The 23,246-nt window shown below is 59.0% G+C and carries 13 protein-coding genes; 9 read left to right on the top strand and 4 right to left on the bottom strand.

Annotation, left to right across the window (positions count from 1 at the left end; translation table 11 throughout):
• Positions 1-236: 236 nt before the first annotated feature.
• The 3 genes from ACQR1W_RS33825 to ACQR1W_RS33815 form a co-directional block, all read right to left on the bottom strand.
• Positions 237-761, bottom strand: coding sequence for a hypothetical protein (locus tag ACQR1W_RS33825; RefSeq protein WP_434854808.1), 525 nt, complete (start codon positions 759-761; stop codon positions 237-239).
• Complete coding sequence (locus ACQR1W_RS33820) at positions 758-4,159, bottom strand: RHS repeat-associated core domain-containing protein (protein ID WP_434854807.1); 3,402 nt, start codon at positions 4,157-4,159, stop codon at positions 758-760. The genes ACQR1W_RS33825 and ACQR1W_RS33820 overlap by 4 nt, the downstream gene beginning before the upstream one ends.
• 172 nt (positions 4,160-4,331) lie before the next feature.
• Positions 4,332-7,031: an FG-GAP-like repeat-containing protein gene (locus ACQR1W_RS33815; RefSeq protein ID WP_434854806.1), complete on the bottom strand. Its 2,700-nt coding sequence runs from the start codon at positions 7,029-7,031 to the stop codon at positions 4,332-4,334.
• 734 nt (positions 7,032-7,765) lie between these two features.
• On the opposite strand from ACQR1W_RS33815, the gene ACQR1W_RS33810 reads away from it, so the two are divergent.
• From ACQR1W_RS33810 to ACQR1W_RS33790, 5 genes are all read left to right on the top strand, one after another.
• Positions 7,766-8,167 (top strand): hypothetical protein, encoded by a 402-nt coding sequence (locus ACQR1W_RS33810; protein WP_434854805.1) that lies wholly within the window; start codon positions 7,766-7,768, stop codon positions 8,165-8,167.
• Positions 8,168-8,181: 14 nt separating this feature from the next.
• The gene (locus ACQR1W_RS33805; protein ID WP_434854804.1) at positions 8,182-8,973 is read left to right on the top strand and encodes a hypothetical protein; all 792 of its coding nucleotides are present in this window, start codon (positions 8,182-8,184) and stop codon (positions 8,971-8,973) included.
• Between the two features lie 40 nt (positions 8,974-9,013).
• The gene (locus ACQR1W_RS33800) at positions 9,014-9,967 is read left to right on the top strand and encodes an alpha/beta fold hydrolase (protein WP_434854803.1); all 954 of its coding nucleotides are present in this window, start codon (positions 9,014-9,016) and stop codon (positions 9,965-9,967) included.
• A gap of 136 nt (positions 9,968-10,103) precedes the next feature.
• Positions 10,104-11,504 (top strand): selenium-binding protein SBP56-related protein, encoded by a 1,401-nt coding sequence (locus tag ACQR1W_RS33795; RefSeq protein WP_434854802.1) that lies wholly within the window; start codon positions 10,104-10,106, stop codon positions 11,502-11,504.
• A gap of 76 nt (positions 11,505-11,580) precedes the next feature.
• Positions 11,581-12,183 (top strand): hypothetical protein, encoded by a 603-nt coding sequence (locus tag ACQR1W_RS33790; protein ID WP_434854801.1) that lies wholly within the window; start codon positions 11,581-11,583, stop codon positions 12,181-12,183.
• Between the two features lie 31 nt (positions 12,184-12,214).
• Here ACQR1W_RS33790 and ACQR1W_RS33785 read toward each other — a convergent pair whose 3' ends face one another.
• Positions 12,215-13,120 carry a LysR family transcriptional regulator gene (locus ACQR1W_RS33785; RefSeq protein WP_434854800.1) on the bottom strand — a complete coding sequence of 302 codons (906 nt, stop codon included), beginning with the start codon at positions 13,118-13,120 and terminating at the stop codon, positions 12,215-12,217.
• A 497-nt stretch (positions 13,121-13,617) separates the two neighbouring features.
• Between ACQR1W_RS33785 and ACQR1W_RS33780 the strand changes: the two genes are divergently transcribed.
• The 4 genes from ACQR1W_RS33780 (at position 13,618) to ACQR1W_RS33765 (ending at position 23,217) form a co-directional block, all read left to right on the top strand.
• Complete coding sequence (locus ACQR1W_RS33780) at positions 13,618-14,436, top strand: winged helix-turn-helix domain-containing protein (RefSeq protein ID WP_434854799.1); 819 nt, start codon at positions 13,618-13,620, stop codon at positions 14,434-14,436.
• Between the two features lie 104 nt (positions 14,437-14,540).
• Positions 14,541-15,254 carry a peroxiredoxin-like family protein gene (locus ACQR1W_RS33775; protein ID WP_434854798.1) on the top strand — a complete coding sequence of 238 codons (714 nt, stop codon included), beginning with the start codon at positions 14,541-14,543 and terminating at the stop codon, positions 15,252-15,254.
• 77 nt (positions 15,255-15,331) lie between these two features.
• A complete protein-coding gene (locus ACQR1W_RS33770) occupies positions 15,332-16,282 on the top strand; it encodes an alpha/beta fold hydrolase (RefSeq protein WP_434854797.1) in 951 nt (316 codons plus the stop codon).
• Positions 16,283-16,980: 698 nt separating this feature from the next.
• A complete protein-coding gene (locus ACQR1W_RS33765; protein WP_434854796.1) occupies positions 16,981-23,217 on the top strand; it encodes an AAA family ATPase in 6,237 nt (2,078 codons plus the stop codon).
• Positions 23,218-23,246 lie beyond the last annotated feature (29 nt).

The raw sequence follows: 23,246 nt of genomic DNA, 5'->3' as shown, positions 1-23,246 counted from the left end.
ACGAGATTGATCGTCACGCGGTTCGCGACCTTCGTTTCAGATAGCTAGAGCTATTACTTTTACCACCACCGACCGTCCACACGCTGGGACAATTTGAATCTTTATGCAGCAGCCGATCGCGTTCAAGCAGCCGCCCGAACGATGTCACCTGGCGAACAAAATCAAGAGAAGCGGATCACGCTTTGCTGTGATCCGCCTTACGCGCAAATATGTGGAGCGTCACAGTATTCCGAAACTTACAGATGAGACGGCAATATCGCACCGCTCGCTAGATCGACAAGCATCGTCTCCTCATCCATTGCAGATAATTGAATGCTGCCACCAATGATCTGCCAGTCCTCGAGAATATCCGCGCTGCTGCGCCGCCAGTTGACATGCGCGTCTAAAGAGATAGCCACGACGCCAAGCTCATGAATAGCAAGCACTTGATTTCGTGAATCATCGGCAACGAACTCGAAGAACACTCCATCAAGCCGCTCATCGAGATGGATCTTGACTTTTGCGAGGTCTACGATCGTGACAGCTTGGTCGCGACCAATGCATAAAAACTTCCCGCTTCGTAGCAACTCACAGCAAACCGAACCGCCAGTTTGATTCGATATCACCCCAATTTCAACATACCCTGCAGAGGAAGGTGCCCGACACGAAAAAAAACTAGCGGGAGACTCGATATCACGGCCAATCAAAACGGTCCTTTCCGTTTTGGCCAAGTGCTCCAACAGGAGGTTGCGTGAATCCCACTCAATCAAGGACAGTTTCATTCTTTCCGGCCTCCATACAGCCTTCCCGTGATGAGCTTGTCGCCCTCCCAGACTGACTCAAGCTTCAATGCCCCATCCGGCCCCGTAAGGAGCGACTCTCGTACCACTCGCCCGTCCGCTTGAGTACGAGCAATATTGCTTGCGTCGTTGACAACACCCCTCAGGTGATCAGCAAGGTATTGACGGGTAGCTGCGGTGTCATCCAAGCCGATATCCCTCAACTGGCGCAGCATGCCCGTAGAACGATCAATATTGTGCGCGTTGCCTGTCGCCTTGCCCAAGAAGAAGTCAAGCTTTCGACCAAGGTTGGGCACTATGCCCTTCGCAAGTCCCGCTCCCCTCACGCCCGCAAAGCCGATTGCCCCCATCATTAACATATCTTCAGGGCCCGGCACAGCCGACTGCATTCCCGTCACTGCCGAACCGGTTAGGTTCATGCCGAAATTGAACATTTGATGGTTGTAGGTGCCGAAGGGTGTTTGAACCGGGCCACCGAGCAGAGAGCAGAAAAACGCGCAGCGAGGTTCCGGTAGTGGCGACGGCGGCGTGGGGTTGGTCGGCGTGCTCGATGCTTGCGGCATTCCGTTGTAACCAACCTGCTGAACCAAATTGTTTGACGAACCGATAAACGGGGCTGACATAATCGCGATCTGCTGATTGGCATAGTTCGTCATTGCCTGCATCTGCGCCTGCAACGCAGCAAGCGCCGCATTGTTCGCCGCGAGTTGCGCATTCTGCTGTGCCTGCATTGCGAAGATGTCTGTCGTCGGGAACACCGTCGGCGACGGTAACGGAGTTGCTGTCACATAGAGCGTGCTAGACGTTCCGCAGTCACCCGCGTAGGTGGCGCCTCCGATACTCGCACCGATAAAGCCATCGCCACCACCGCCTCCGAAGCCTCCGAAGCCTTCGAAGCCTCCGGTAGCGGCGCCGCCGCAAAATCCTGATGGATCATTGAATTTGAGCGGCCCATTGCTGACGTAAGCATAGCGATTCCATCCCTGCGAGCTCATAGGCCTGGAGACATCGGGATCTGCGCTGGTCATCCGTCCGAGAATAGGATCATAGACGCGACCGTTGAGATGCACGAGGGCCGCTACGGAGAGCTGCTCTTCGCCGGTGAACCCGCGCGTCGTCTGGCTCGTGATGCTGCCGCTCGGGTCATCGGTTCCGTTCGGAAAGCGCCGCTTGCCCCAGGCGTCGTAGGACAGCCGTTCCTGCACCGCGCCGTTCTCATTGGTGACGACTGAGATCGAGCCAAGAGGATCGGTGTGGAAGTAGCGTGTCGCCAGCGTCTCCGAACCGGGCTGCGAGACCCGGATGCCGAGCATGGCGCCGCCGACCGAGAGGTAGTCCGTCCAACGCGTAGACGTGGTTCCGGGGTTGCTGACCTCCGCCTGCACGCCGAAGGCCGAGATGTAGAGCCTGGTGCCTTCCGGCGTCACCTGCTTGAAGCGCTGGTGGTCGGTATCGTCGAGGAACGAGATCGTGCGCGTGCCTTGCGTGATGCTGGATGGCTTGTTGTAGGAGGTATAGACGAGGCTGCGGCCGAGACCGGACGTCTGATTGCCGTTGGCGTCGTAAGTGAAGGTGGCGCTGAGCGACCCGCCACTGACGCTCATTACGGCATGGGGCAGTGCGGAGCCGGCGGCCGGATAGCTGTAATTGCCGAGGTCTGACTTCGACAGCAGATTGCCGATCGAGTCGTAAGAGAAGGTCTTCGACAGCGGCGTCGGGCTCAAATTGACCGTCGACGACGTCAGCCGATTGAGCGCGTCATAGGTGAAGGTCTCGCTCAGGTTGGCATTGGCGTCGGACCGGGACAACGGATTGCCGCGACGGTCATAGGCGTAGCTGAAGTTCTGGACTGCGCCACCGGCCCCGGTCGCAATGCCGGTGAGCCGATCCGATAGCGGATCAAAGCTCCGGGTCGTCGTGAGGCCGTTGCCGGCCGTGTCCTGCGTCACGCGCAGTTCGGCATCGAGCGTGTTCGCGGTCCAATAGGATTGCCCGGTCGCGTCGTCCAGAAGCTGATTGGCATCGCCAAGCGCCGTGTGGCCGTAGCGGGCCGTGAAGCCGGAGGGATAGCTGACCTTGGCGAGCAGGCCGTTGGCATCGTAGGTCGCGCCCACGACATAGGTCGCCCCGTCGATGGTGGTTGCCACCTGCATCGGACGGCCCAAGGCATCATAGCTGGTGGCGCGGGAGAACCCGTTTCCCGGGCCTGCCGTGATGCTCGTCGACGCTAGCTTGCCGACACCGTGCACGGCCGTGTCATAGGCCCACACGCTGGTCATGTCCGGCTCGACCGTCTGCACCAGGCGGTCGAGCTTGTCATAGGCCAGACTGACGGTCTGGCCCTTGGCATCTGTCTGGCTGACCAGCAGCCCGAGCGTGTTGTAGCCGTAGCTCCAACTGCCGAGGTCTGGGTCCGAGCTCGCGACCTTGTTGCCGCGGACGTCGTAGGCCGCCGTGACGACATTGCCGACCGGATCGGTCGTGCGCAGGAGATTGCCGACCCCATCATAGGCATAGGTCATGGTGTGGCCGAGCGCGTCCGTCACCGACACCACGTTACCCTGGCTGTTTCTGGTCACCGTCTGGGTCTGACCCAACGCGTTTGTCTTGGCGACGGTCAACCCATGATAGGCCACCTGGGACACGCTGCCGTCGGGCTTGGTCTTGGTCATGGCGCGGCCGAGCGCATCATAGGTCAACGTCGTATATTGGGGCGTGCCGCCGTTGACAAAGTAAGGCCGGCTTGTCTGCGACACCCGCCCGAGCCCGTCATAGCTCGTCGTCGCGCGGATCGTGCTGCCGTCGAAGCCCTGGCTGTCGCGGGCGATCTCGCGATCGAGCATGTCGTAGTAGACGATCGCGAACGGACCGTTGACGGTCGTACCATCGGCCGCATACGACGTCTGCTGGATCAGATAGCTCGCACCCGATGGGCACGTTGCGGTGCCTCCGTTGACGCCGCTACAGAATTGATATGTCCACTTGGTTTGCGTGCCATCCGGACGGACCTCCAGGATCTTGCGGCCGAGCCCGTCATAGCTCCAGCCGGTCGTCAATCCGTTTGGCCCGGTCTGGCTGGTCGGCTGACCGAAGCGTGCGTCATATTGTACGCTCTCCCCCTGCCCCAGCGCATTTGTGTTGGAGGTCGCGAACTGCCCCCGCGCATCATAGCTGCTCGCGCTGCTCCGCGTGACGATGTCCGCCCCGCTGACCGTCGAGGTCAGCACGTTGCCGAAATTGTCGTAAGTGTAATCCGTCTGCAGGCGAACCGCCGGCGTATCCGGCTCGACCACCTGCTGGATCACAATACCGGTGCCGGCATCATAGGCAAAGGACGACGTCTGCGTGACCGTGCTCGATCCCCAACTTGGACTCGCCATGGCCCCAACCGCGACTGCTACCGAGACCATTTTACTTTTCGTCAACATCTTCATGGCGCCAAGCCCCCAAGTCGCCGGAGAACATCTGTCAGGTTGCTGTCTCTTCAATAGAACATAGAACTCTCACCTCCGCGCGCACCGACGCACGTGCGGAGAGCCCTCGGCGCAAGTCTTAAGGCGCGACGCTCGTGACGGATGCTTTGGTCAAGCGCCCGAGATACCAAAAAGTAGTATCGTTGCTGTAGGTGCTCGCGATCGTCTTGCTGAAACCATCAGACGTCGAGTTGGTCACCTGCGTCGGATTGCCATAGGCATCGTATTGACTCGATGTGGTTATCGTCGGCAGTGCAGAGCCGTCGAGATCAGAGCCACTCGCTACGCTCTGAGACAGGAGCACCTGCGACACCGCTCCCCCGGTCGAGGAACTCGAGCTGCCCGCTGTCGTCGACGCCGAGTACGTGTTGTTGGCAACCGAGAAGGATTGCGAACCAAGTGCCTTGACGGTCGATTGAACCATCCCGATGAAAGGATAGTCCTGGCGATAGTTGGTGGTCGTCGCTATATTCGTCTGCAGGTCCTTCATTGTCATCTGACGAAAACCGAGCAGCCCACGGCCGTTCAAATCAGCCTTTTCGCCGGAATAGGCATAAGTGTAGCTGAAGTTTCCGCCGACCCCATTTGCCGAGTCGACACGAGTCACGACGTTGATCGGGACTTGAAGATCGACGATCGGATAAGACGCGTCGGTTCCCTTCTGATAGGGTGCCGACGACGTGGCGATCGATTGGTACGTAACGGACGTCTGAGCTCCGATGCCGGACGAGATCGAGCTGACGAGATAGAATGGCTGCCCGCTACTGAAATAGGAGTATTGGCTGTTCGATCCGATCAGCGCGTAGTCCCCTCGGCCGTCGCCGTTGAGGTCTCCGGTCACCAATGCATATGACGTCGAGGGCGGGCTTCCAAATGCCCAGCCGTTCGAGAATGGAAATGTCCCGGTTTGCGAGAACGTCCCATCGCCATTGCTCAGGAACACCCACTGTCCGTTGCTCCCAAGCAACGCGTAGTCAGTGCATCCATCTCCGTTGAAATCGCCGTAGGTCACGGAGTACGAGCCGGTCGGTGGCGAGCCGAATGCCCATCCATTGGGGATCGGATAGGTCCCAACCGGCAAGAACGTTCCGTCGCCCTTGCTCAGATACACATACTGGCTGTTCGTCCCAATCAGCGCATAGTCCCCCAGACGGTCACCATTGAAGTCTCCAGTGACGACCGCGTACGAAGCCCGCGGCGGAGACCCGAACGCCCAGCCATTCGAAAGCGGCACCTCGCCGGTCGGCGTGAAAGTGCCGTCACCATTGCTCAGATAGACCCAGCGCCCGGCGCTGCCCAACAGCGCATAGTCCCCACGGCCGTCGCCGTTGAAATCACCCGTAATCACGTCATAGCTCGCCCGCGGCGGCGCACCGAAACTCCATCCGTTGGCCAGCGGATATTCGCCCGTGGCAGCGAAGGTTCCGTCGCCATTGCTGAGGAACACCCAACGCCCATTGTTTCCGATCAGTGCATAGTCGCCTCGCCCATCGCCATTGAAATCGCCTGTAACGACATCGTAAGAACTGGTGGGAGGCGTACCAAAAGCCCATCCATTCGGTATGATCGAATCTTTCTCGGAAAACGTACCGTCACCGTTGCTTATGAAGACATATTGAGCATTGGTTCCGATGAACGCGTAGTCCATCTTTCCGTCGCCCGTAAAGTCTTGGGTCACGAGTGCATATGAATTGGACGGCGGCGTCCCGAACACGTTCGGCAGGCCACCCGTATCCTTCTCAAGAAAGCTCCCGTCGCCTTTACTGAGAAAAACATACTGGGAGTTTGACCCAATCAGTGCGTAGTCCGTCTTGCCGTCACCACTGAAGTCGCCAACTACCAACGTGTAGGACCCGGTCGGTGACGAACCAAAAACGTTACCGCTCGGAATCGGGTACACACCCACCGGGTCAAACCCTCCGGTTGCGGGCGCGGTTACGGACAAGCTCAGCGGCGGCAGGCACGTTCCGTCGGCAGCACAAAGCCCCACGGCCGACAGATAGCTGGCACGAACGAACCCGTTGTCCTGATAAGTCAATCGATAGTCGCTGACCAGCGTGGTGCCGATGAAAGTCCTCACATTTGTCAAGCGAACCGTAACCCGGGTCATTGAGCCGGCCTGAAACCGTGGCGGTTTATCAGGCCGATCGGCATACACGAACTGCACCGAATTGTACGCCGCCATCCCGGTCGCGGCGTTTCCGGTGTAGTCAATGCGGCTGGGGTAGAACTGACCGTTCGTCGTGTCGTTGGTGTACGCAATTGTATAATAATTCGACTTGGGATCGGTGACCTTGTTCTGGGCCCAGATCCCCACACTGCTCTTCCCCTGCGCCAGTATTTGAGAATCGGTTGAGTGACCGTACTCCAAGGTTTGGCCAGACTTCGTATGCACCTCGAACCAGGCCGGTCCGGACCCGACCGTCCCGTGGGAGATGATTCTCGAGTAAGTGTCGATTTCGGTTCGATATTCGGCACCGTCCGCGCCGTACGATCCGCTGATGACCACGAGCCGACGACCGTCCAGGCAGAAGCGATCGTCGGAATCAAAGAACACGGGCCGGATGACGCCGTCCTGCGCAATCGTGCGCGGACAACGTCCAATTGAGGATAGACCGCCCAAGGACCAGCCGACACCAAGAAGGCTGTTGCCACCCTGGCTGTTGTAGTTCAACGACAGAGATGGACTCATGCCGGCGTTGCCCGGCGGCACTGAGATCGGGATGGAGTAGGTCGCAGCGCCGGCCGGGTTCACAGAGAACTGACCCGGTAGCGACATTGATCCAGCGTTACTTAAAGTTGTATTTGTGGTCAAAAAACACGCCGCCCAACCAACAAGAAACAAGCCTTTTCCCGCCCGCGACCGAAATTGCGGTCGCGGCGCCCTTTGCACCGACACCATCACCCATGCCCCCGCATGAACCCCGTCGAACTACGGCATGGAACCGCACTCGTATTTTACCTGCAAGCGTCACGGTGAGTTATCCACAACGTGACGTTGAGATAACGCCGAGATGATGCGGAGATGACCCGGGCCAATTCAACGAGCGGTCGTTGGTGCAGTTTTCAAAGACAACTAAGAACTTTCAACCGACTAGCATCTGATGCAACAATTGGAGGTCTTTGTCCCGCGTGATGCGGACGACTTCAAACTAAAGGTCGTTGCTAATGTTGGCTCTACGTCGAGTGGCTTGACCTTCGCCTGCCCTACTCCTCATCGCGAACTCTGTCTTCCGATCCCGCACTCAGAAGCTAAGGTTACGTGGTGGCTCGGGTAATATTGCGGAACTAGCCGCTTCGCCTTTGTCGCCGATCTTATTTGTTTCGATGCCGGTTCGAACGAACGAATACGATTCCGTGCCCCCACGAGCCGCACATCAGAGTGGGATGATAGGTTACGAGATCAATTATTTCAGATGAAGGCGTTTTCTGATCAACACGAAACAACAACGCAACACAAATTCGCGATCGTCTGTCCTGAGCTGTCGTGAGACTAACTCACTGGGCCGGACAATGGATGTCGGAACATTCGAAGATCTGATCGATCGGCTCGGACACGACCTGCCGAGATGGCCCGACGCGGAGCGCTGTGTAGGCACGCTCCTTCTGGCCTCCTTACCCAAGGCCAGCAGCCTTTTCGAACAGGCCAAAGCGTTGCGCACCGCGCTCGCAGCTCCCGTGGTTCGCGCGCCGGCCGGACTTGCGGGTCAGATCATCGCCGTTGTGAGGACGTTGAGAAGCTCGCCGGAGGGCGCCGAAACTGACGCCGCCGCGCCTGCGGTCAACGTTACCTTGCCGGTTGTTATTGGCGAGCAGCTACGAGACCCGGAATTGAGAAGCTCAACCACGTCAAGCTCGCACGAGGAAGCCGGCAATCGATCGAGATACCAAATCGAGATGAACAGGCGTCGTTAGAGAGGACGCGTTCGATGAACGTTATCGGCTACGAAACCGGCCCTATCGCATGCAGAGCTGCGTTTACTGCAGACTTCGAGATGGCGGCCGGGTTGTCTCTGCAGCAAATCATCACCAATCTTGAGGTCGGACGGAAAATAATGGATGTGCGGCCCGGCATGCGTCACAAATACACGCCGCTGCGTTTCGATCCGGCAACCGGCATACGGCAGATCGGAGGGCGTTACCTTTTTGACACGTGGAAGAATGTGGTCGACTACCTGCGTTTCACAAGCGAGGAGCTCGAACTCGAACCGGGCGTGACATTTTGGGATCGGCCTTTTTTTATCGGCGTCGACAAGCATGCGTGGCATGTCATCGGCGCTCACGACTTCACGCCAATGCCGACCCATTACGCCAACCGATTTGAACGCTTCGCGTATGCGAACGATGCATCGACCGAAATCCTCCAGGCGCTCTGGCCGTCGATACGCGAAACGGCCAAGATTGCCCATCTGTCGAGTGTCTGGTTGCTGCATCAGCCCGACGAGTGTCAGATCGGCCTTCTGACGGTCGTTGCGCAAAAGCCTGGAAGCAGTGCCGCAGAGCGTGCGTCGGAATCTCTATTGGGGTTGGAGCGCATGGAATCGCTTTCCAGACATTTCACGCAGCCCGTGCAAGCCCGAAAGATTTTCGATCGCACCAGCCTGAACCTGTCCCTGTGGTTACCTTGGTCGCGACACGCAGGAGGCGATCCAGCCGCATTTCCAACGTTTTCCGTTCATCCACTGCCGGAGCCGGCCATGGAGACCAATATCAACGCCTAACTTGCGACTTTCTCGTCCGTCATAGCCAAGGACTCACATCATGGATTTCATTACAGTCCACAACCGCGAGGTTGAACTCAACGTCGCAATCGAGGGCAAAGGCCCGGTGATCCTGTGTGTCCATGGCTGGCCAGAGCTCTGGTACTCATGGCGTCATCAACTCAGCCGTTTCGCAGCACGCGGTTACACCGTTGCGGCGATGGATGTGCGCGGTTACGGCGGAAGCTCCCGGCCGCAAGCTGTCGAAGCCTATACGTTGCGCCGCCTCGCTGACGATGTCGCGGCGGTAACAAACCATTTGGGTGGCAAGGCGATTCTGGTCGGCCATGATTGGGGAGCGCCCATCGTCTGGACCACCGCGGTGCTCCATCCCGGGATGATCACTGCCGTCGCCGGTCTGAGCGTGCCTTATATCCCCGTGTCGGATGTGCCCTTCAGCGAGCTCGCGAAGCAGATCTACGCCGACCGCTTCTTCTACCAGGCCTATTTCCAGCCGGAAGGAGTGGCGGAAGCAGAGTTGGAGGCGGACATTCCCGCATCGCTTCGCAAGATCTATTTTACTCTCTCGGGCGATGCCCCGCGCAACACATGGCTCGTGCACAAGCCGGTCGACGCGAAACTCCTTGATGGCATGGTGGACCCGCCGCAGTTTCCAGCCTGGATGAACGCTGACGACCTCCAAGCCTATACCAATGCGTTCAGCAGCACCGGCTTTCGTGGACCATTGAACCGTTACCGCGCCCAGCGCTTCGACCCTGCCGAGCTCGCGGATATCAAGGGAAAGCCGGTCACGCAGCCGTCGTTCTTTATCGCCGGCGAACGCGATGTCGTCCGTCGCTTCATTCCAGGCATAGACCTCTATGCCGATCCCGGTGCAGCCTGCACCGACTTCCGCGGTTCCGTCATCATTCCGCGTGCCGGCCACTGGGTGCAGCAGGAGGCACCGGCGGAGACGAATGCGGCACTTGAAAGGTTCCTCGATGGTCTCTCTTAACGCTGGCCTGGATGGTGTAGATATGCTGCCATCCGCGCCCGTTGAATTGAGATCGTTGGACGCAGTGCCGGCCCGTGTGCCGTGGAACTCGCGGATACCTACGCCGTAGAACGATACAATCGAAGAGGTTGGTGCCATGACGATAAGACCAGACCCGACGTTTTACGCCTCCCCTAAACTTGCGATGGAAGCCCCGCCCGAGAACTTTGCTTACACCCTGCTGTTGAGTCCGGACTTCTCAAAGCCCGATGCACTTGCCGTCATCGATGTCAGGCGCGGCTCGCCGACCTTCAGTCAGGTCGTCCACACGGTGACGATGCCGAACAAGGGAGACGAGTTCCATCATTTCGGATGGAATGCCTGCTCGTCCGCCCTATCGCCCCTCTCCGGGCACGCCTTCGTTGAGCGGCGCTATCTCATCATCCCCGGTATTCGGTCCTCGCGTATCTATATCATCGATACCAAACCCGATCCGACGCAGGCAAAAATTCACAAAATCATCGAGCCCGAGGAGATCTTCAAGAAGACCGGCTATTCGCGGCCGCACACCATCCACTGTGGGCCGGAAGGCATATACGTCTCGACGCTTGGTGGCGCCGGCAAGGACGGCACCGACGGACCTCCCGGCGTGTTCATCATGGATTGTGAAAGCTTCGAGGTGCTCGGCCGCTGGGAGATCGATCGCGGCGCACAAACCATGCATTATGATTTCTGGTGGAATCTGCCACGCGACTACATGGTGACGAGCGAATGGGCGCTGCCGCCACAGTTCGAGAACGGGATCGTGCCGGAGGACCTGCTCTCTAACAAATATGGTCATCGGCTTCACTTCTGGGACCTTAGTGCGCGACGTAATGTGCAGACTATCGATCTCGGCGCCAATCACCAGATGGCACTCGAGGTGCGTCCCGCGCATGATCCGGTCAAGGAGTACGGCTTCGTCGGTGTCGTCGTTGACACCACCAATCTCGAAGCTTCGATCTGGACCTGGTGGCGCAAGGGCGGCCAATTCCACGCAGAGAAGACGGCGACCATTCCGCCCGAGCCCGCTCCAAAGGAGAAGCTTCCGCCCCTCCTGCAAGGCTTCGGCGCCGTGCCGCCGCTCGTCACCGATATCGACCTGTCGATGGACGACCGCTTCCTCTATGTTTCCTGCTGGGGAACGGGTGAGATGCGCCAATATGATGTCACCGATCCCTGGAAGCCGAAGCTTGCGGGCTCCGTTCACATCGGTGGCATTGCGCGTCGTACCCCGCACCCGAACGGCAAGCCCTATGCTGGCGGTCCGCAAATGGTTGAGATCAGTCGGGACGGCAAGCGGGTGTATTGGACAAACTCACTCTATTCAACCTGGGATGATCAGTTCTATCCCGAAGGCGTTCCGGGTGCGGAGGTCATGGCCAATGTCGGCGCAAACGGCGGCCTGGAGCTCGCCAGCGATTACTGGATAAGTTTTCCCGACGGCTATCGCGCGCATCAGATCAGACTCGAGGGCGGCGACTGCTCTACAGATTCGTTCTGCTATCCTTCGGCTTGACGTGAGCGAATTGGCACCTGCCTGGTGGTGGTTGGCGATTGTTGCGAGCGGCCTTTATCACGGGATCAATCCGGGGATGGGTTGGCCGCTCGCGGTCGCGGCGGGGCTGATGGAGAAAAGCCCGCGGGCGCTGTTTGCGTCGCTGTGGCCGCTGTCGGTGGGTCATCTGGCGGCCATGCTCGTGATGCTGCTGCCGTTCGCGGCCCTGCTCGTGCTTGCGCAGTGGCAGCTTCAGATTCAGGCCGGCGCTGGCTTTGTGGTCATCGCCTTCGGGATCTTCCGGCTGATCGAGCCGAGCCATCCGCGCGTGCTCGCACGGATCAAGCCGACGCAACTCGCACTTTGGTCGTTTGTGGTCGCAATCGCGCATGGTGCCGGCCTGATGCTCGTGCCGATCTATCTAGGGCTTTGCGCGACCAACAGCTCCGACCGCGGCCACGAAGCGGCAGCCGCACTCGCCACCGCGAACCTCGGCATGGCCGTGCTGGTGTCCGTTGTCCACGCGATCGCGATGGTCTCAGCCGGAGCATGCGCGGCATGGCTTGTTTATCGACATCTCGGCCTGCAATTCGTCGCAAGAAGCTGGTTCAACCTAGACAGACTCTGGGCCTTGAGCCTTATCCTTGTTGGCGCAATTGCCATCGGTCGCATGCTCGCTTCCAATGCGGCGATGCAATAACGGCTTCCGCGATTTCCATTCCGGCCGGACCTCAGCCGGAAGCGCCCGGGCGATATCGGATCGCGTCGACGAGCACCGAGAAGGCCGACGACGGTTGGCGACGGCTCGGGTAGTAGAGGTGATAACCCGGAAGAGATGGACACCAATCCGTCAGAACCCGGACAAGTTCACCGCTCGACAGATGAGGCAAGGCATACGGCTCGGGCAAATAGGCAATGCCGAAGCCTTCGAGAGCGGCATAGAGCAGCGCGTTCGCATCGTTGAAGACGAGTTGCCCTTCGACACGAACGTTCAGCTTGCGGCCGCCTTTTTCGAAACGCCACACGAAGAGGCCACCTTCCTGCATGAATCGGAAGTTGATGCAGTTGTGTTCTGTGAGATCCTGAGGCTGACGCGGCTTTTTTCGACCGGCGAGATAGGCTGGCGCCGCGACCACTGCTATTCGGATATCCGGACCGACCCGCACCGCAATCATGTCCTTGGCCAAGAGCTCACCCACTCGAATTCCAGCATCGAGCTGGCTGGCGACAATGTCGGTCAAACCATAGTCGATGACGACTTCCACCTTGATGTCCGGGTATTTGAACAGGATCTTGGCTAACGCGGGCATCAGGATCATCCGAGCCGAGTAGTCGGTCGCGGAGATCCGAATGGATCCGGCCGGATTGTCACGCAAATCGGTCAAAGCCACCAATTCCTGCTCTATCTCGTCGAACTTTGGTCCGATCTTCAGCAGCAGCCGCTCGCCGACCTGGGTTGGCGTCACACTCCGCGTCGTGCGGTTCAGAAGTCTCATGCCGATTCTCTCTTCCAAGCCAAGAATGAGTTGGCTGAGACTGGGCTGCGACATCCGCAACTTCGCTGCGGCCCGTGTGAAACTCCGCTCTCTTGCGACTGCAAGGAAGGCGAGTAGATCGCTCGCGTTGTCCCGGTCCACTTATATTCCTATCCAATAATTGCATTCCGATTTTACCATCTAATCAGGCCAATACGAAAAGACTAGTGTTTCCAGCGGGTCGCACGCTTGGGCAAATCGATCACGACTGGTCTCTCGCATGATCCGAAGCATCGCTTGCGAAGATCACGCTGCGGTCAGGTCGTATCGCTTGCAATCTGCGTGCGCCCTGTGCCGAGGCGGCCTTGGCCGAGCGGCATTCGATTCCCGCGCCGAGAGCGCAAGGAAAAAGCGAGATGAGAAGTGTCTTAGCCAAGATCCTGGTTCTATTCACGATTTCTAGGGAGCAGATATCCGCATTGCAGGAGATTTTCCTTGCCTGGGCTTTGATGGCCCTTTCTCCGGAGCGTCCACAAAGACGCGATGCATCGTTTGATGCCCCATTCGCGAGCAAGGACATCGCAACATGGCGAGCCCCCGCCACAGCTCCTGCGAGCTGGCGCCGGGCGTCATTCGGTTCGGAACTCGGGTAGATCGTCATGAATATTGGCGAGAGTATCGATACAGCCCGAACCACCTCCGACCGACAGACCTGGAGGCCCCCTGCTCCGACTTCGGCGGCTTTAGCAAACATTCGCTCGAGACCGACAGGAATCATCCTGTCCTGCAATGCTCAAGAAATCGGAAGCTTTCTGTCAGATTTCTACGACGTTTACTGCTATGCGCACCACGACGTAACGCGCGCTGCGCACCATTTCGACTCGTCTAAGCTGCAGTTTCTCATTTTGGAATGGGCTGATCGAGAGCCCACCTTGCAAGCTCTCGCATGGACAAGGACCACATCCACCTTGCCCACAATTGTCACCGGACCGGCGAGTGAGCCGGAATGTGTCGCGGCGCTCGAGGCCGGTGCCGCTGACTATGTCGTCCCTTCCGTGGGCAAGAGAGAGCTGCTAGCGCGCATCAGTGCGGTGCTCCGCTATCATCGGCCATCAGGAGCAAACTGCCAGGCTGTCAGGAAAGAGGAACGCTCTGCGGGCCAACACATTTATGAATTCGGACTATGGCGGCTGGATACACGTCATAGGCGTTTCACAGATCCTCACGGCTCACACATCGCCTTGACAAGATCTGAATATGCCCTGCTAACGGTGTTTGTTGAAGCCCCGAGAAGAGTACTCACACGGGAATATCTCGTTAAAGCGACGCGGATGGCCGGGGACACCCTTGATCGAAGCATTGACGTTCGCATCCTTCGCTTGCGACGGAAGTTGCGTGCGGCAGCACCGGATGCACGCCTGATTTCCACCGAACGAGGGATTGGATACAGGTTTTCGATGTCGGTGGAGAGGCGCTAGTTGCATGCAGCAGCAGACTTCAGACACGCCCGGGCCGACTCTTGATGCAGCGGATCAAGCGACCTTGCATAGCAATCGGCCTTCTTCAATAAAGGAGAGATCCAATGGGCAACCTTCAGACCAAACTCGACGCTTTCAGGGCAAATCTCGAAGCAGGTAACCCTCCCTACAACGCCTCCTCTTCGGTCGTTGAAGCCATGCACCGCGCGACGGCAGAGCTTAAATCGTCCGGACAAGCCGAGCGAGCCCTCAAGGTTGGAGATGGTGCACCCGTTTTCGGACTGAAGGATTCCGAAGGCGACGTTGTTTCGTCATCGGTTCTCCTCGAAACAGGGCCGCTGATCGTCAATTTCTTCCGCGGCGTATGGTGCCCCTACTGCAATATGGAGCTACAGGCGCTGCAGAGCGCCTTGCCGGATTACAAAACGCTCGGCGCAAACCTTGTTGCCATCTCGCCGCAAACCCAACCCAACAGCCGCAAATCCGTTCGCGAAAATGGCCTCACATACCCGATGCTCTCCGATATCGGCGGCGAAGTCGGCGCTGCATTCGGTCTCAAATTTGGGCTGCCAGGATATCTGGTGGAACTCTACAGAAAAGCGAAAATCGATCTCCCAAGGTTCAACGACGATCCCGAATGGACGCTACCAATGCCGGCTAGATACGTCATCAGCCGGTCCGGCCTCATCGTGTATGCCGACGTCAGTGCCGACTATACGCGTCGGCCAGAACCGGAAGAGTTGCTCCCCGCGCTCCGGAATGCCACGATCGAGCGCTTGCCGTTTCCGGCTGCGAGCCCGTCTCATCTCCCGACATAATGAAACAGCGGGGCCCAACTCTGTTGCAACTGTAACCCAATTACGGGCACACGACATTGCAATGACATATACATGATATGTCATGCGTCATCTTTTTATCTCGTTTCGATAGTTTTCGATGTGATGCACATCACAGCGAGCCCCAGTCAGGACTTCGCACGGAACAGAGCAAGCGAGAGTCGAGACCCGCGGGGATCGAAGAAATGCAATCTTTTGTCACGACATCGCACGGCACTCTTGCGGTCGAGCAGGTCGGCCCGGGGAGCTTGCCACTCGTTCTGATCCACGGCAACTCGACCTGCCGGGACGTGTTCCGCCATCAGCTGACGGGACAGCTCTCAGAACATCACCGGCTCATCGCGTTCGACTTGCCCGGCCATGGCCAATCCAGCGATGCGCCAGATCCGGCGCGGACCTACACGCGGCCTGGCTTGGCTGAAGCCGTCGTCGAGTTGCTTGAAGGGCTTGACGTGACGGAGGCCGTTGTGCTCGGTTGGTCGCTCGGTGGTCATATCGGCATCGAGATGGTTCCTCGCTTTGCCGGCATGCGAGGTTTGATGGTGATCGGCACACCGCCTGTCGCCCGTAACGGTATGGCCGATGGTTTCCAGCGCTCGGCGCACATGCAGGTGGCTGGGCAAGAGCATCTGTCAGAGACGGAGATCCAGAGTTTCGTCGATGCGATCTTCGGCAAATCGGCCGAGCCGTTCATGCAGGCGGCCGTCGCGCGCGCGGATGGCCGCTTCCGCAAGACGCTTTTCGAGGCAGCGCGCGCTGGATCTGGCGTCGACCAGCGACAGATCGTGGAGATGAGCCCGACGCCGCTTGCGGTGATCAACGGCAGCGACGACCGCTTCGTCAAGCTCGATTACTTTGACGCGCTTGCTTATGCCAACTTGTGGGAAGGCCGCTGTCATCGCCTTGCCGGGCTCGGACATGCTCCGTTCTGGGAAAGTCCGCGCGATTTCAATCCCATTCTCGAACGCTTCCTCTTAGACATAGAAAACGACCGAGCGCGCCCGTGCTGAGGACGGATGCGCAGCCTTATCGAAGGTGTGTCTACGTCACCATCATACGCCAGGTGTCGCATCCGCTCGGGATCGCCGGCGCGTCCGGCAATTTCCTCTTCCCCAAGCCCTGGCACATCCTACAGCACTCGACAGACGTTTCAGCTGCGCCGGTCATCATCGGCATTCTCTCGCTGCGGAAGGGCCTCCGACCGGCGTGCCAGACAACCAGCTCCCCTTTTCGTTGCCTAGATCGTAGTTAGAGACCGCAGCGCCTCATGACCGATGCAGACGAGGTGCGTTTCGCGTCAGGGTGGCGCCGGAAGTGAATTCTGCAATGCGCTCGCGATTGCGCCTTTCGAAATCGCGAGAGTGTGCACGGCATCCGAGCTATTCGCCTGCCGTTCGGTTCGCATTTCCTTTGGTCGCGACGCGCGCAAGTTGACTGGATTGAGACGAGTTCATATAAACTTCCAAGCACCTATGCGCTTTGATGAACGAGTCGTACCTCGGTCGAGACCAAGGTACTGGCAAGGTACTGGAATGAAGGCGCGAGAGCGTAGCGTCGTCTTCCGCATCGCACGCGCGTTCTCCTCCTTCGTCGTGCAAGATACATTGATAACACCCTCCCGTATCGGCGCGGCTGTGGGGGATGATGGTACCGACCTGACGAGCTTCTTCGGTTTGGACCGAAGTTCGGCTGCGGCGTGGTTATCGAGATGAATCTTTCATCGTTTCTGGGCGCAGGTTGGACCCACGGCCCTCAAATCCTGCACGATGACGACGGTATCTTGTTGTGCCGAGCCTGGCGTGAGTATGCCAATCGCGAGCGCAAGATGGTGCTGGCGGTCGTTTCGGCCGCCGAACATCCAACGCCGCAAAGCCTTGATCGCCTTGTTCACGAATTTGAATTGGGTGACCAACTGGACAGTGCCTGGGCCGCGAAGCCGGTCGAACTGATCCAGGACCGCGCCCGTACCATCCTGGTTCTCGAAGATCACGGCGGCGAGCCCCTCACGCGCCTGATCAGTGCACCCTTGAAGATAGGAAACTTCCTGCGCCTTGCGGCGCAGATTGCCAATGCGTTGAGCAAGGTCCATCAGCACGGTCTCGTGCATAAAGATATCAAACCAGCTCACATACTGATCAACCGTAATACCGGGAGCGTGCGCCTTACCGGCTTTGGGCTTGCATCGCGGCGTCCGCGCGAGCGGCAGCCGCTCGCAGCTCCGGAATTGATTGCCGGCACTCTCGCCTATATGGCGCCAGAGCAGACCGGGCGCATGAACCGATCGATCGATTCCCGAACCGACCTTTATTCGCTCGGTGTCACTTTCTACCAGATGCTAACCGGCTCGCTCCCCTTCACAGCGTCGGATCCGATGGAATGGGTGCACTGCCATGTCGCGAGAAGACCTGAGCCACCAGGCGATCGGTTGAAGAATGTCCCGGCCCCGGTCTCGCAGCTGATCATGAAGCTGCTCGCCAAGACGGCTGAGGATCGTTATCAGACCGCAGCCGGCGTCGAGCGCGATTTGCGGCGTTGTCTCGGCGAATGGGAACTTCGGCATCGGATCGATGATTTCCCGCTGGCCCAGGACGACACGCCCGACCACCTGCTCGTCCCCGAGAAGCTCTATGGCCGAGCGCGCGAGGTCGATGCCTTGCTCTCGTCATTCAGCCGCATCGTCCAGAGCGGCGTGCCGGAATTGGTTTTGGTTTCAGGCTACTCCGGAATCGGCAAGTCATCGGTTGTCAACGAGCTGCACAAAGTGCTGGTGCGCTCGCGCGGGCTGTTCGCATCCGGCAAGTTTGATCAGCTCAAGCGCGACGTCCCCTACGCGCCGCTCGCTCAGGCGCTTCAAAATCTTGTTCGGCCGCTTCTGGGGAAGAGAGAGACGGAGCTGAGCGAGTGGCGCCGCGAGCTTCTGGATGCGCTCGGCTCACACGGGCAGCTGATCGTTGACCTCATCCCCGAACTGAAGGCCGTAATCGGGGAGCAACAGCCAATTCCAGAGCTTCCGTTGCAACAGGCGCAAAGTCGCTTTCATCAGGTTTTCAAGCGCTTCATCGGGGTATTTGCCCGAGAGAAACATCCGCTGGTGCTCTTCCTCGATGATCTGCAATGGCTGGATGCGGCGACGCTCGACCTTCTTGATGATCTGTTGACCCGATCGGATCTAACCCACCTGATGCTGGTCGGCGCTTATCGCTCCAATGAAGTCGATTCCACTCATCCTCTGACGCGCATGCTCGACGGCATCAGAACGATGAATGCAAAGATCGTGGAGATCACCCTTGCACCACTCGGCCGAGATGATCTCGGACAGTTGCTTATAGACGCACTTCACTGCGGGGCTGACCTTACCGCGCCACTCGCGCAGCTCGTCCATGATAAAACCGCGGGCAATCCGTTCTTCGCCATTCAGTTCATGCTTTCGCTGGTCGAAGAAGGCCTGCTCGTCTTCGATCATGACGCAGCGCGTTGGTCGTGGAATTTGGATCGCATCAACGCCAAACGATACACCGACAACGTCGTCGACCTCATGCTGGGGAAACTCATCCGCCTGCCGGTGGCGACACAAACTGCTCTGCAACAGCTCGCCTGTCTCGGAGGTCGTGCCGAGACCACCATGCTATCGCTGGTCCTCGAAATCTCGGAGGGCCAGGTTAGGGCAAATCTATGGCCGTCTGTCCTTCAAGAATTCGTCGAGCCTCAGGCGGATGCGTATAGGTTCGTCCATGATCGCTTTCAGGAGGCGTCCTACGCGCTGATATCAGAGGCTGAACGCCCGGCAGCCCACCTGCGCATCGGTCGACTGCTCGCAGCGCGAACCGCGTCGGCAGCAATCGAAGAAAATGTCTTTGAAATCGTGGGTCAGCTCAACCGCGGCGCCGCTCTGATCAGCACGGTTCAGGAACGGTTGAACCTCGCAGAGCTGAACCTGCGCGCCGGCCGGCGTGCCAAGGCGGCCACGGCGTTTGCGATGGCACTCGCTCATTTCAGCACTGGCGAGACCATGCTCCCGGATGACCGCTGGGAGCAGCACTATGCGCTCAGCTTCGCTCTGGCCTTGCACCGCGCGGAGTGCGAATTCCTGACCGGAGAGCACGAAGCGGCGAAGGCGAGGCTTGCCGCATTGTCACTCCGTGCCGCCACGCTCCCAGACCTGGCCGCCGTTACCCGGCTGCAGATGGAGCCGAACGATCGCCAGATCGAAATTGCTCTCGCTTACCTGAAACGAGTCGGCATCTCGTGGTCGACACACCCCTCGCCGAAGGAGGTTCAGCAGGAGTACGAGCGGATGTGGCAGGGAATCGGCGCGCGTCCGATCGAAGCGCTGCTCAATCTGCCTCGAATGATCGATCCGGTCGCGTGTGGGACGATGGACGTGCTGACGGTGCTCGTGTCTCCAGCGTGGTACATCGAGGAAAGCCTGCGGCGTCTCATCATCGCCCGGATGGCAAATCTCAGCTTGGAGTATGGCAACTCCGATGCCTCCTGCCTCGCCTACATTCTGCTGGGCACAGTGCTTGGACCCGACTTTGACGACTATGATTCAGGCTTTCGCTTTGCCCAGCTTGGCCTAGACCTGGTCGAAAGGCTGCGGCTGGACCGCTTCAAGGCCCGTGCTTATTTGGGTTTCGGAAGCTGGACGCGTCATCTCAGGACGGGCCGCCCGTGGCTGCGGCGAGCCTTCGACGCAGCTCAGCAGGTCGGCGACTTCAATTACGCCAGCTTTACCCGTCATCATCTCTTGACCCACCTCCTCGCCTGCGGCGATCCGCTTGCCGAGGTGCAACGGGAGGCCGAGGCCGGGCTCGAGTACGCGCGGCAAGCCGGGGTTGATCTCGCAGTCGACCGCATGATGGGTCAGGTCCAGTTGGTCCGCATGCTGCGCGGCTTGACTTCGACGTTCGGCCGTTTCGACGAGCGTGGGTTCAATGAGGACCAGTTCGAACGTCGTCTCGAGGCCGATCCGCGCCTCGTACACGCTGGGTTCTGGTACTGGGTCCGTAAGCTACAGGCTCGCGTCCTTGCGGATGATGTGAGCGCGATCATGGCTGCGACGAAGGCGAGTGGGCTGCTGTGGACGTCAAAGGCGCTGTTCGACACTGCGGACTTTCATTTCTATGCCGCACTGGCGCACGCCGCGTTCGTCGGCACCGCGTCCGTCACGGAGAGAGCCACGCATCTCGAGGCCCTGGCGGCTCACCATCGCCAGATTCAGCAATGGGCCGTTCTCTCTCCGGATAACTTTACCGACCGGGCCGCGATCATCGCCGCTGAGATTGCGCGGGTTGAGGGCCGCGAGCTCGACGCGATGCGCTTTTACGATCAGGCAATCGCTTCAGCGCGGGCGAACCGCTTCGTGCACAATGAGGCGCTCGCCAACGAGCTTGCCGGGCGCTTCTACGCTGCCCGCAGCTTCGAAAAGATCGCCTATACTTATCTGCGTGATGCGCGCTACGGCTATCTTCGGTGGGGAGCGGAGGCGAAGGCGACGCAACTCGAACGGCTTTACCCTCGGCTCCACGTGACAGACCACGTTGGCCCTGTCGCTGCCATGAGTGTGCAGCAAATCGACGTCACTGCCGCGGTGAAGGCCTCGCAAGCCGTATCAAGCGAGATCGAGCTGCCGAGACTGATCGAAACCTTGATGAAAATCGCGCTGCAAGACGCCGGCGCGGACCGCGGCTTGCTGATCGTGGGGGACCATACTGAGTTCTGGGTCGAGGCCGAGGGCGAATCGAAAGGCGACGAGTTCGCGATCGTGATATCCCACGTTCCCATTTCCGACCCCGATTGTCCAGAGGCGCTGCTCCGCTATGTCATACGTACACAAAAGACGCTTATTATCGATGACGCTTCGCAGTCGGATCCGCTCCGCGACCAGCATTATATTCATCGCCGTCGCCCCAGATCGATCCTATGCCTGCCTCTGATGAAGCAGGCCAAACTGACCGGGGTGCTCTATCTCGAGAATACGCTGGCAACCTACGCTTTCACACCGGACCGGGTCACCGTGCTCGAGCTGTTGGCGGCTCAGGCCGCGATTTCTCTCGAAAACACCCGCCTCTACCGCGATCTGCAGGAGCGCGAGGCTCGTATCCGCCGGCTGGTTGATTCCAACATCATCGGAATCCTGTTCTGGGATGCGAACGGCGATATCAGCTACGCCAACGACGCCTTCCTGAACATGACCGGCTACTCGAGGCAGGAACTCGTCTCCGGATCAATCCGATGGAAAGACATCACGCCGGTGGAATATCATGTTTCTGATGCGGAGCGGGTCCGCAAACTTCGGCTGCTCGGGCAGCTTCCACCTCGCGAAAAGGAGTTTTTCCGAAAGGACGGCAGTCGGGTTCCGGTGCTGATCGGTACGGCCATGCTCACTGGATCCTCCGACCAAAACATCTCTTTCGTGCTCGATCTCACGGCACGAAAGCAGGCGGAAGAGAAGTATCGGCTGCTCATGGAGCGGGCCCACGACGCCATCCTGGTTCTCGATCAGAGCGGCCATGTCATCGAAGCCAACCACACGGCCGCGGTCATGCTTGGCCGCTCCCGGGAGCAGATCACCCAGCGTCCGTTCCGATCCGTCGTAGGTCCCCTGGCAGCAACCGAGTTCGACAGCCTGCTCAAGCCAAACCCGGCTGGCCTGATTCAGCTGCGCCTCGGAGGCCAGGACCGCAAGGGGCTGGATGCAGAGGTATCGGCGACCCGTGTGTCAATCGGTGGCCAAGAACTGATCATCGTCATCGCGCGTGATATCACCCACCGCCTTCGCCTCGAGCAGCAGCTGCGCCAGTCGCAGAAAATGGATTCCATCGGCCAATTGACTGGCGGAGTGGCTCACGACTTCAACAACCTGCTGACCGTGATCACCGGGACCATCGACATCCTGATCGATGGTTTGTCCGATCGGCCCGAGCTGGCCGCGATCGCGCGAATGATCGATGACGCCGCCAGCCGGGGCGCTGAGCTGACCAAGCAATTGCTTGCGTTCGCGCGCAAGCAACCCTTGCAGCCTCGTGATACCGACATCAATAATCTCATCATCAATACGGCCAAGTTGTTACGACCGACGCTCGGCGAGCAGATCACAATCGACTCCAGGCTCGAAGCCGATTGCTGGCATGCGTTGATCGACCCAAGTCAACTCTCAACTGCTTTGATAAACCTTGCCGTCAATGCTCGAGATGCGATGCCGAGCGGTGGCGCAATTACTTTCACGACAGCCAAAGTGAGCTTTGCCGGCTTCGACTCCGGCCCGGAAGGGGCGCTCGGCGACTACGTCATGGTCGCCGTGAGCGATACCGGGTCCGGCATTCCATCGAACATCCGCGACAAGATATTCGAACCTTTCTTCACGACCAAGGAGCTGGGAAAAGGAACGGGCCTGGGATTGAGCATGGTTTACGGCTTCATCAAGCAATCCGGAGGCCACGTTACGATCGATAGCGAGGAAGGGTGCGGAACGACGATCAGCTTGTATCTGCCGCGCGCAGTCGAGGCGGAAGCTGTTTCAGATGCGCCGCCACGACATGAAGCCCAACGTGGGAGTGAGACCATCCTTGTCGTCGAAGACGATCCACTGGTGCGCAATAACGTGGTGCTGCAACTCACGAGTCTCGGCTATCGCACGATGACTGCAGCCAATGGCCCCGAGGCGTTGGCTTTGTTGGCCGAGGGCGAGTCCTTCGATGTGCTCTTGACCGATATGGTCATGCCCGGCGGCATGAATGGGCGCGACCTCGCCGAAGCCGTCAGGCAGCAGCGTCCCGAAGTCGCCGTCCTCTACATGTCCGGGTATCCGCAAGCTGCCATGACGGATGATGGCCGTCTCGAGCCAGGCATCACCTTGATCAGCAAGCCCTATCGCCCGTCGGAGCTGGCGCGTTTGATTCGCGAAGTGCTGGCGGCCCGAACCGTTTCGAACCGCGACAACTGATCCCGGCGCGGAATCTCGAAGCCCACCCT

The organism is Bradyrhizobium sp. HKCCYLS1011, from assembly GCF_051167795.1.
In the GTDB taxonomy this organism is placed as follows: domain Bacteria; phylum Pseudomonadota; class Alphaproteobacteria; order Rhizobiales; family Xanthobacteraceae; genus Bradyrhizobium.
This window is presented reverse-complemented; position numbering and strand designations above follow the sequence as displayed.

What these genes read in the sequence shown, in the direction of transcription:
- ACQR1W_RS33825 (WP_434854808.1), bottom strand. Translation starts at nt 761, where the DNA reads ATGAAACTGTCCTTGATTGAGTGGGATTCACGCAACCTCCTGTTGGAG.
- ACQR1W_RS33820 (WP_434854807.1), bottom strand. Translation starts at nt 4,159, where the DNA reads ATGGCGAGTCCAAGTTGGGGATCGAGCACGGTCACGCAGACGTCGTCC.
- ACQR1W_RS33815 (WP_434854806.1), bottom strand. Translation starts at nt 7,031, where the DNA reads ATGTCGCTACCGGGTCAGTTCTCTGTGAACCCGGCCGGCGCTGCGACC.
- ACQR1W_RS33810 (WP_434854805.1), top strand. Translation starts at nt 7,766, where the DNA reads ATGGATGTCGGAACATTCGAAGATCTGATCGATCGGCTCGGACACGAC.
- ACQR1W_RS33805 (WP_434854804.1), top strand. Translation starts at nt 8,182, where the DNA reads ATGAACGTTATCGGCTACGAAACCGGCCCTATCGCATGCAGAGCTGCG.
- ACQR1W_RS33800 (WP_434854803.1), top strand. Translation starts at nt 9,014, where the DNA reads ATGGATTTCATTACAGTCCACAACCGCGAGGTTGAACTCAACGTCGCA.
- ACQR1W_RS33795 (WP_434854802.1), top strand. Translation starts at nt 10,104, where the DNA reads ATGACGATAAGACCAGACCCGACGTTTTACGCCTCCCCTAAACTTGCG.
- ACQR1W_RS33790 (WP_434854801.1), top strand. Translation starts at nt 11,581, where the DNA reads ATGGGTTGGCCGCTCGCGGTCGCGGCGGGGCTGATGGAGAAAAGCCCG.
- ACQR1W_RS33780 (WP_434854799.1), top strand. Translation starts at nt 13,618, where the DNA reads ATGAATATTGGCGAGAGTATCGATACAGCCCGAACCACCTCCGACCGA.
- ACQR1W_RS33775 (WP_434854798.1), top strand. Translation starts at nt 14,541, where the DNA reads ATGGGCAACCTTCAGACCAAACTCGACGCTTTCAGGGCAAATCTCGAA.
- ACQR1W_RS33770 (WP_434854797.1), top strand. Translation starts at nt 15,332, where the DNA reads ATGTCATGCGTCATCTTTTTATCTCGTTTCGATAGTTTTCGATGTGAT.
- ACQR1W_RS33765 (WP_434854796.1), top strand. Translation starts at nt 16,981, where the DNA reads ATGAATCTTTCATCGTTTCTGGGCGCAGGTTGGACCCACGGCCCTCAA.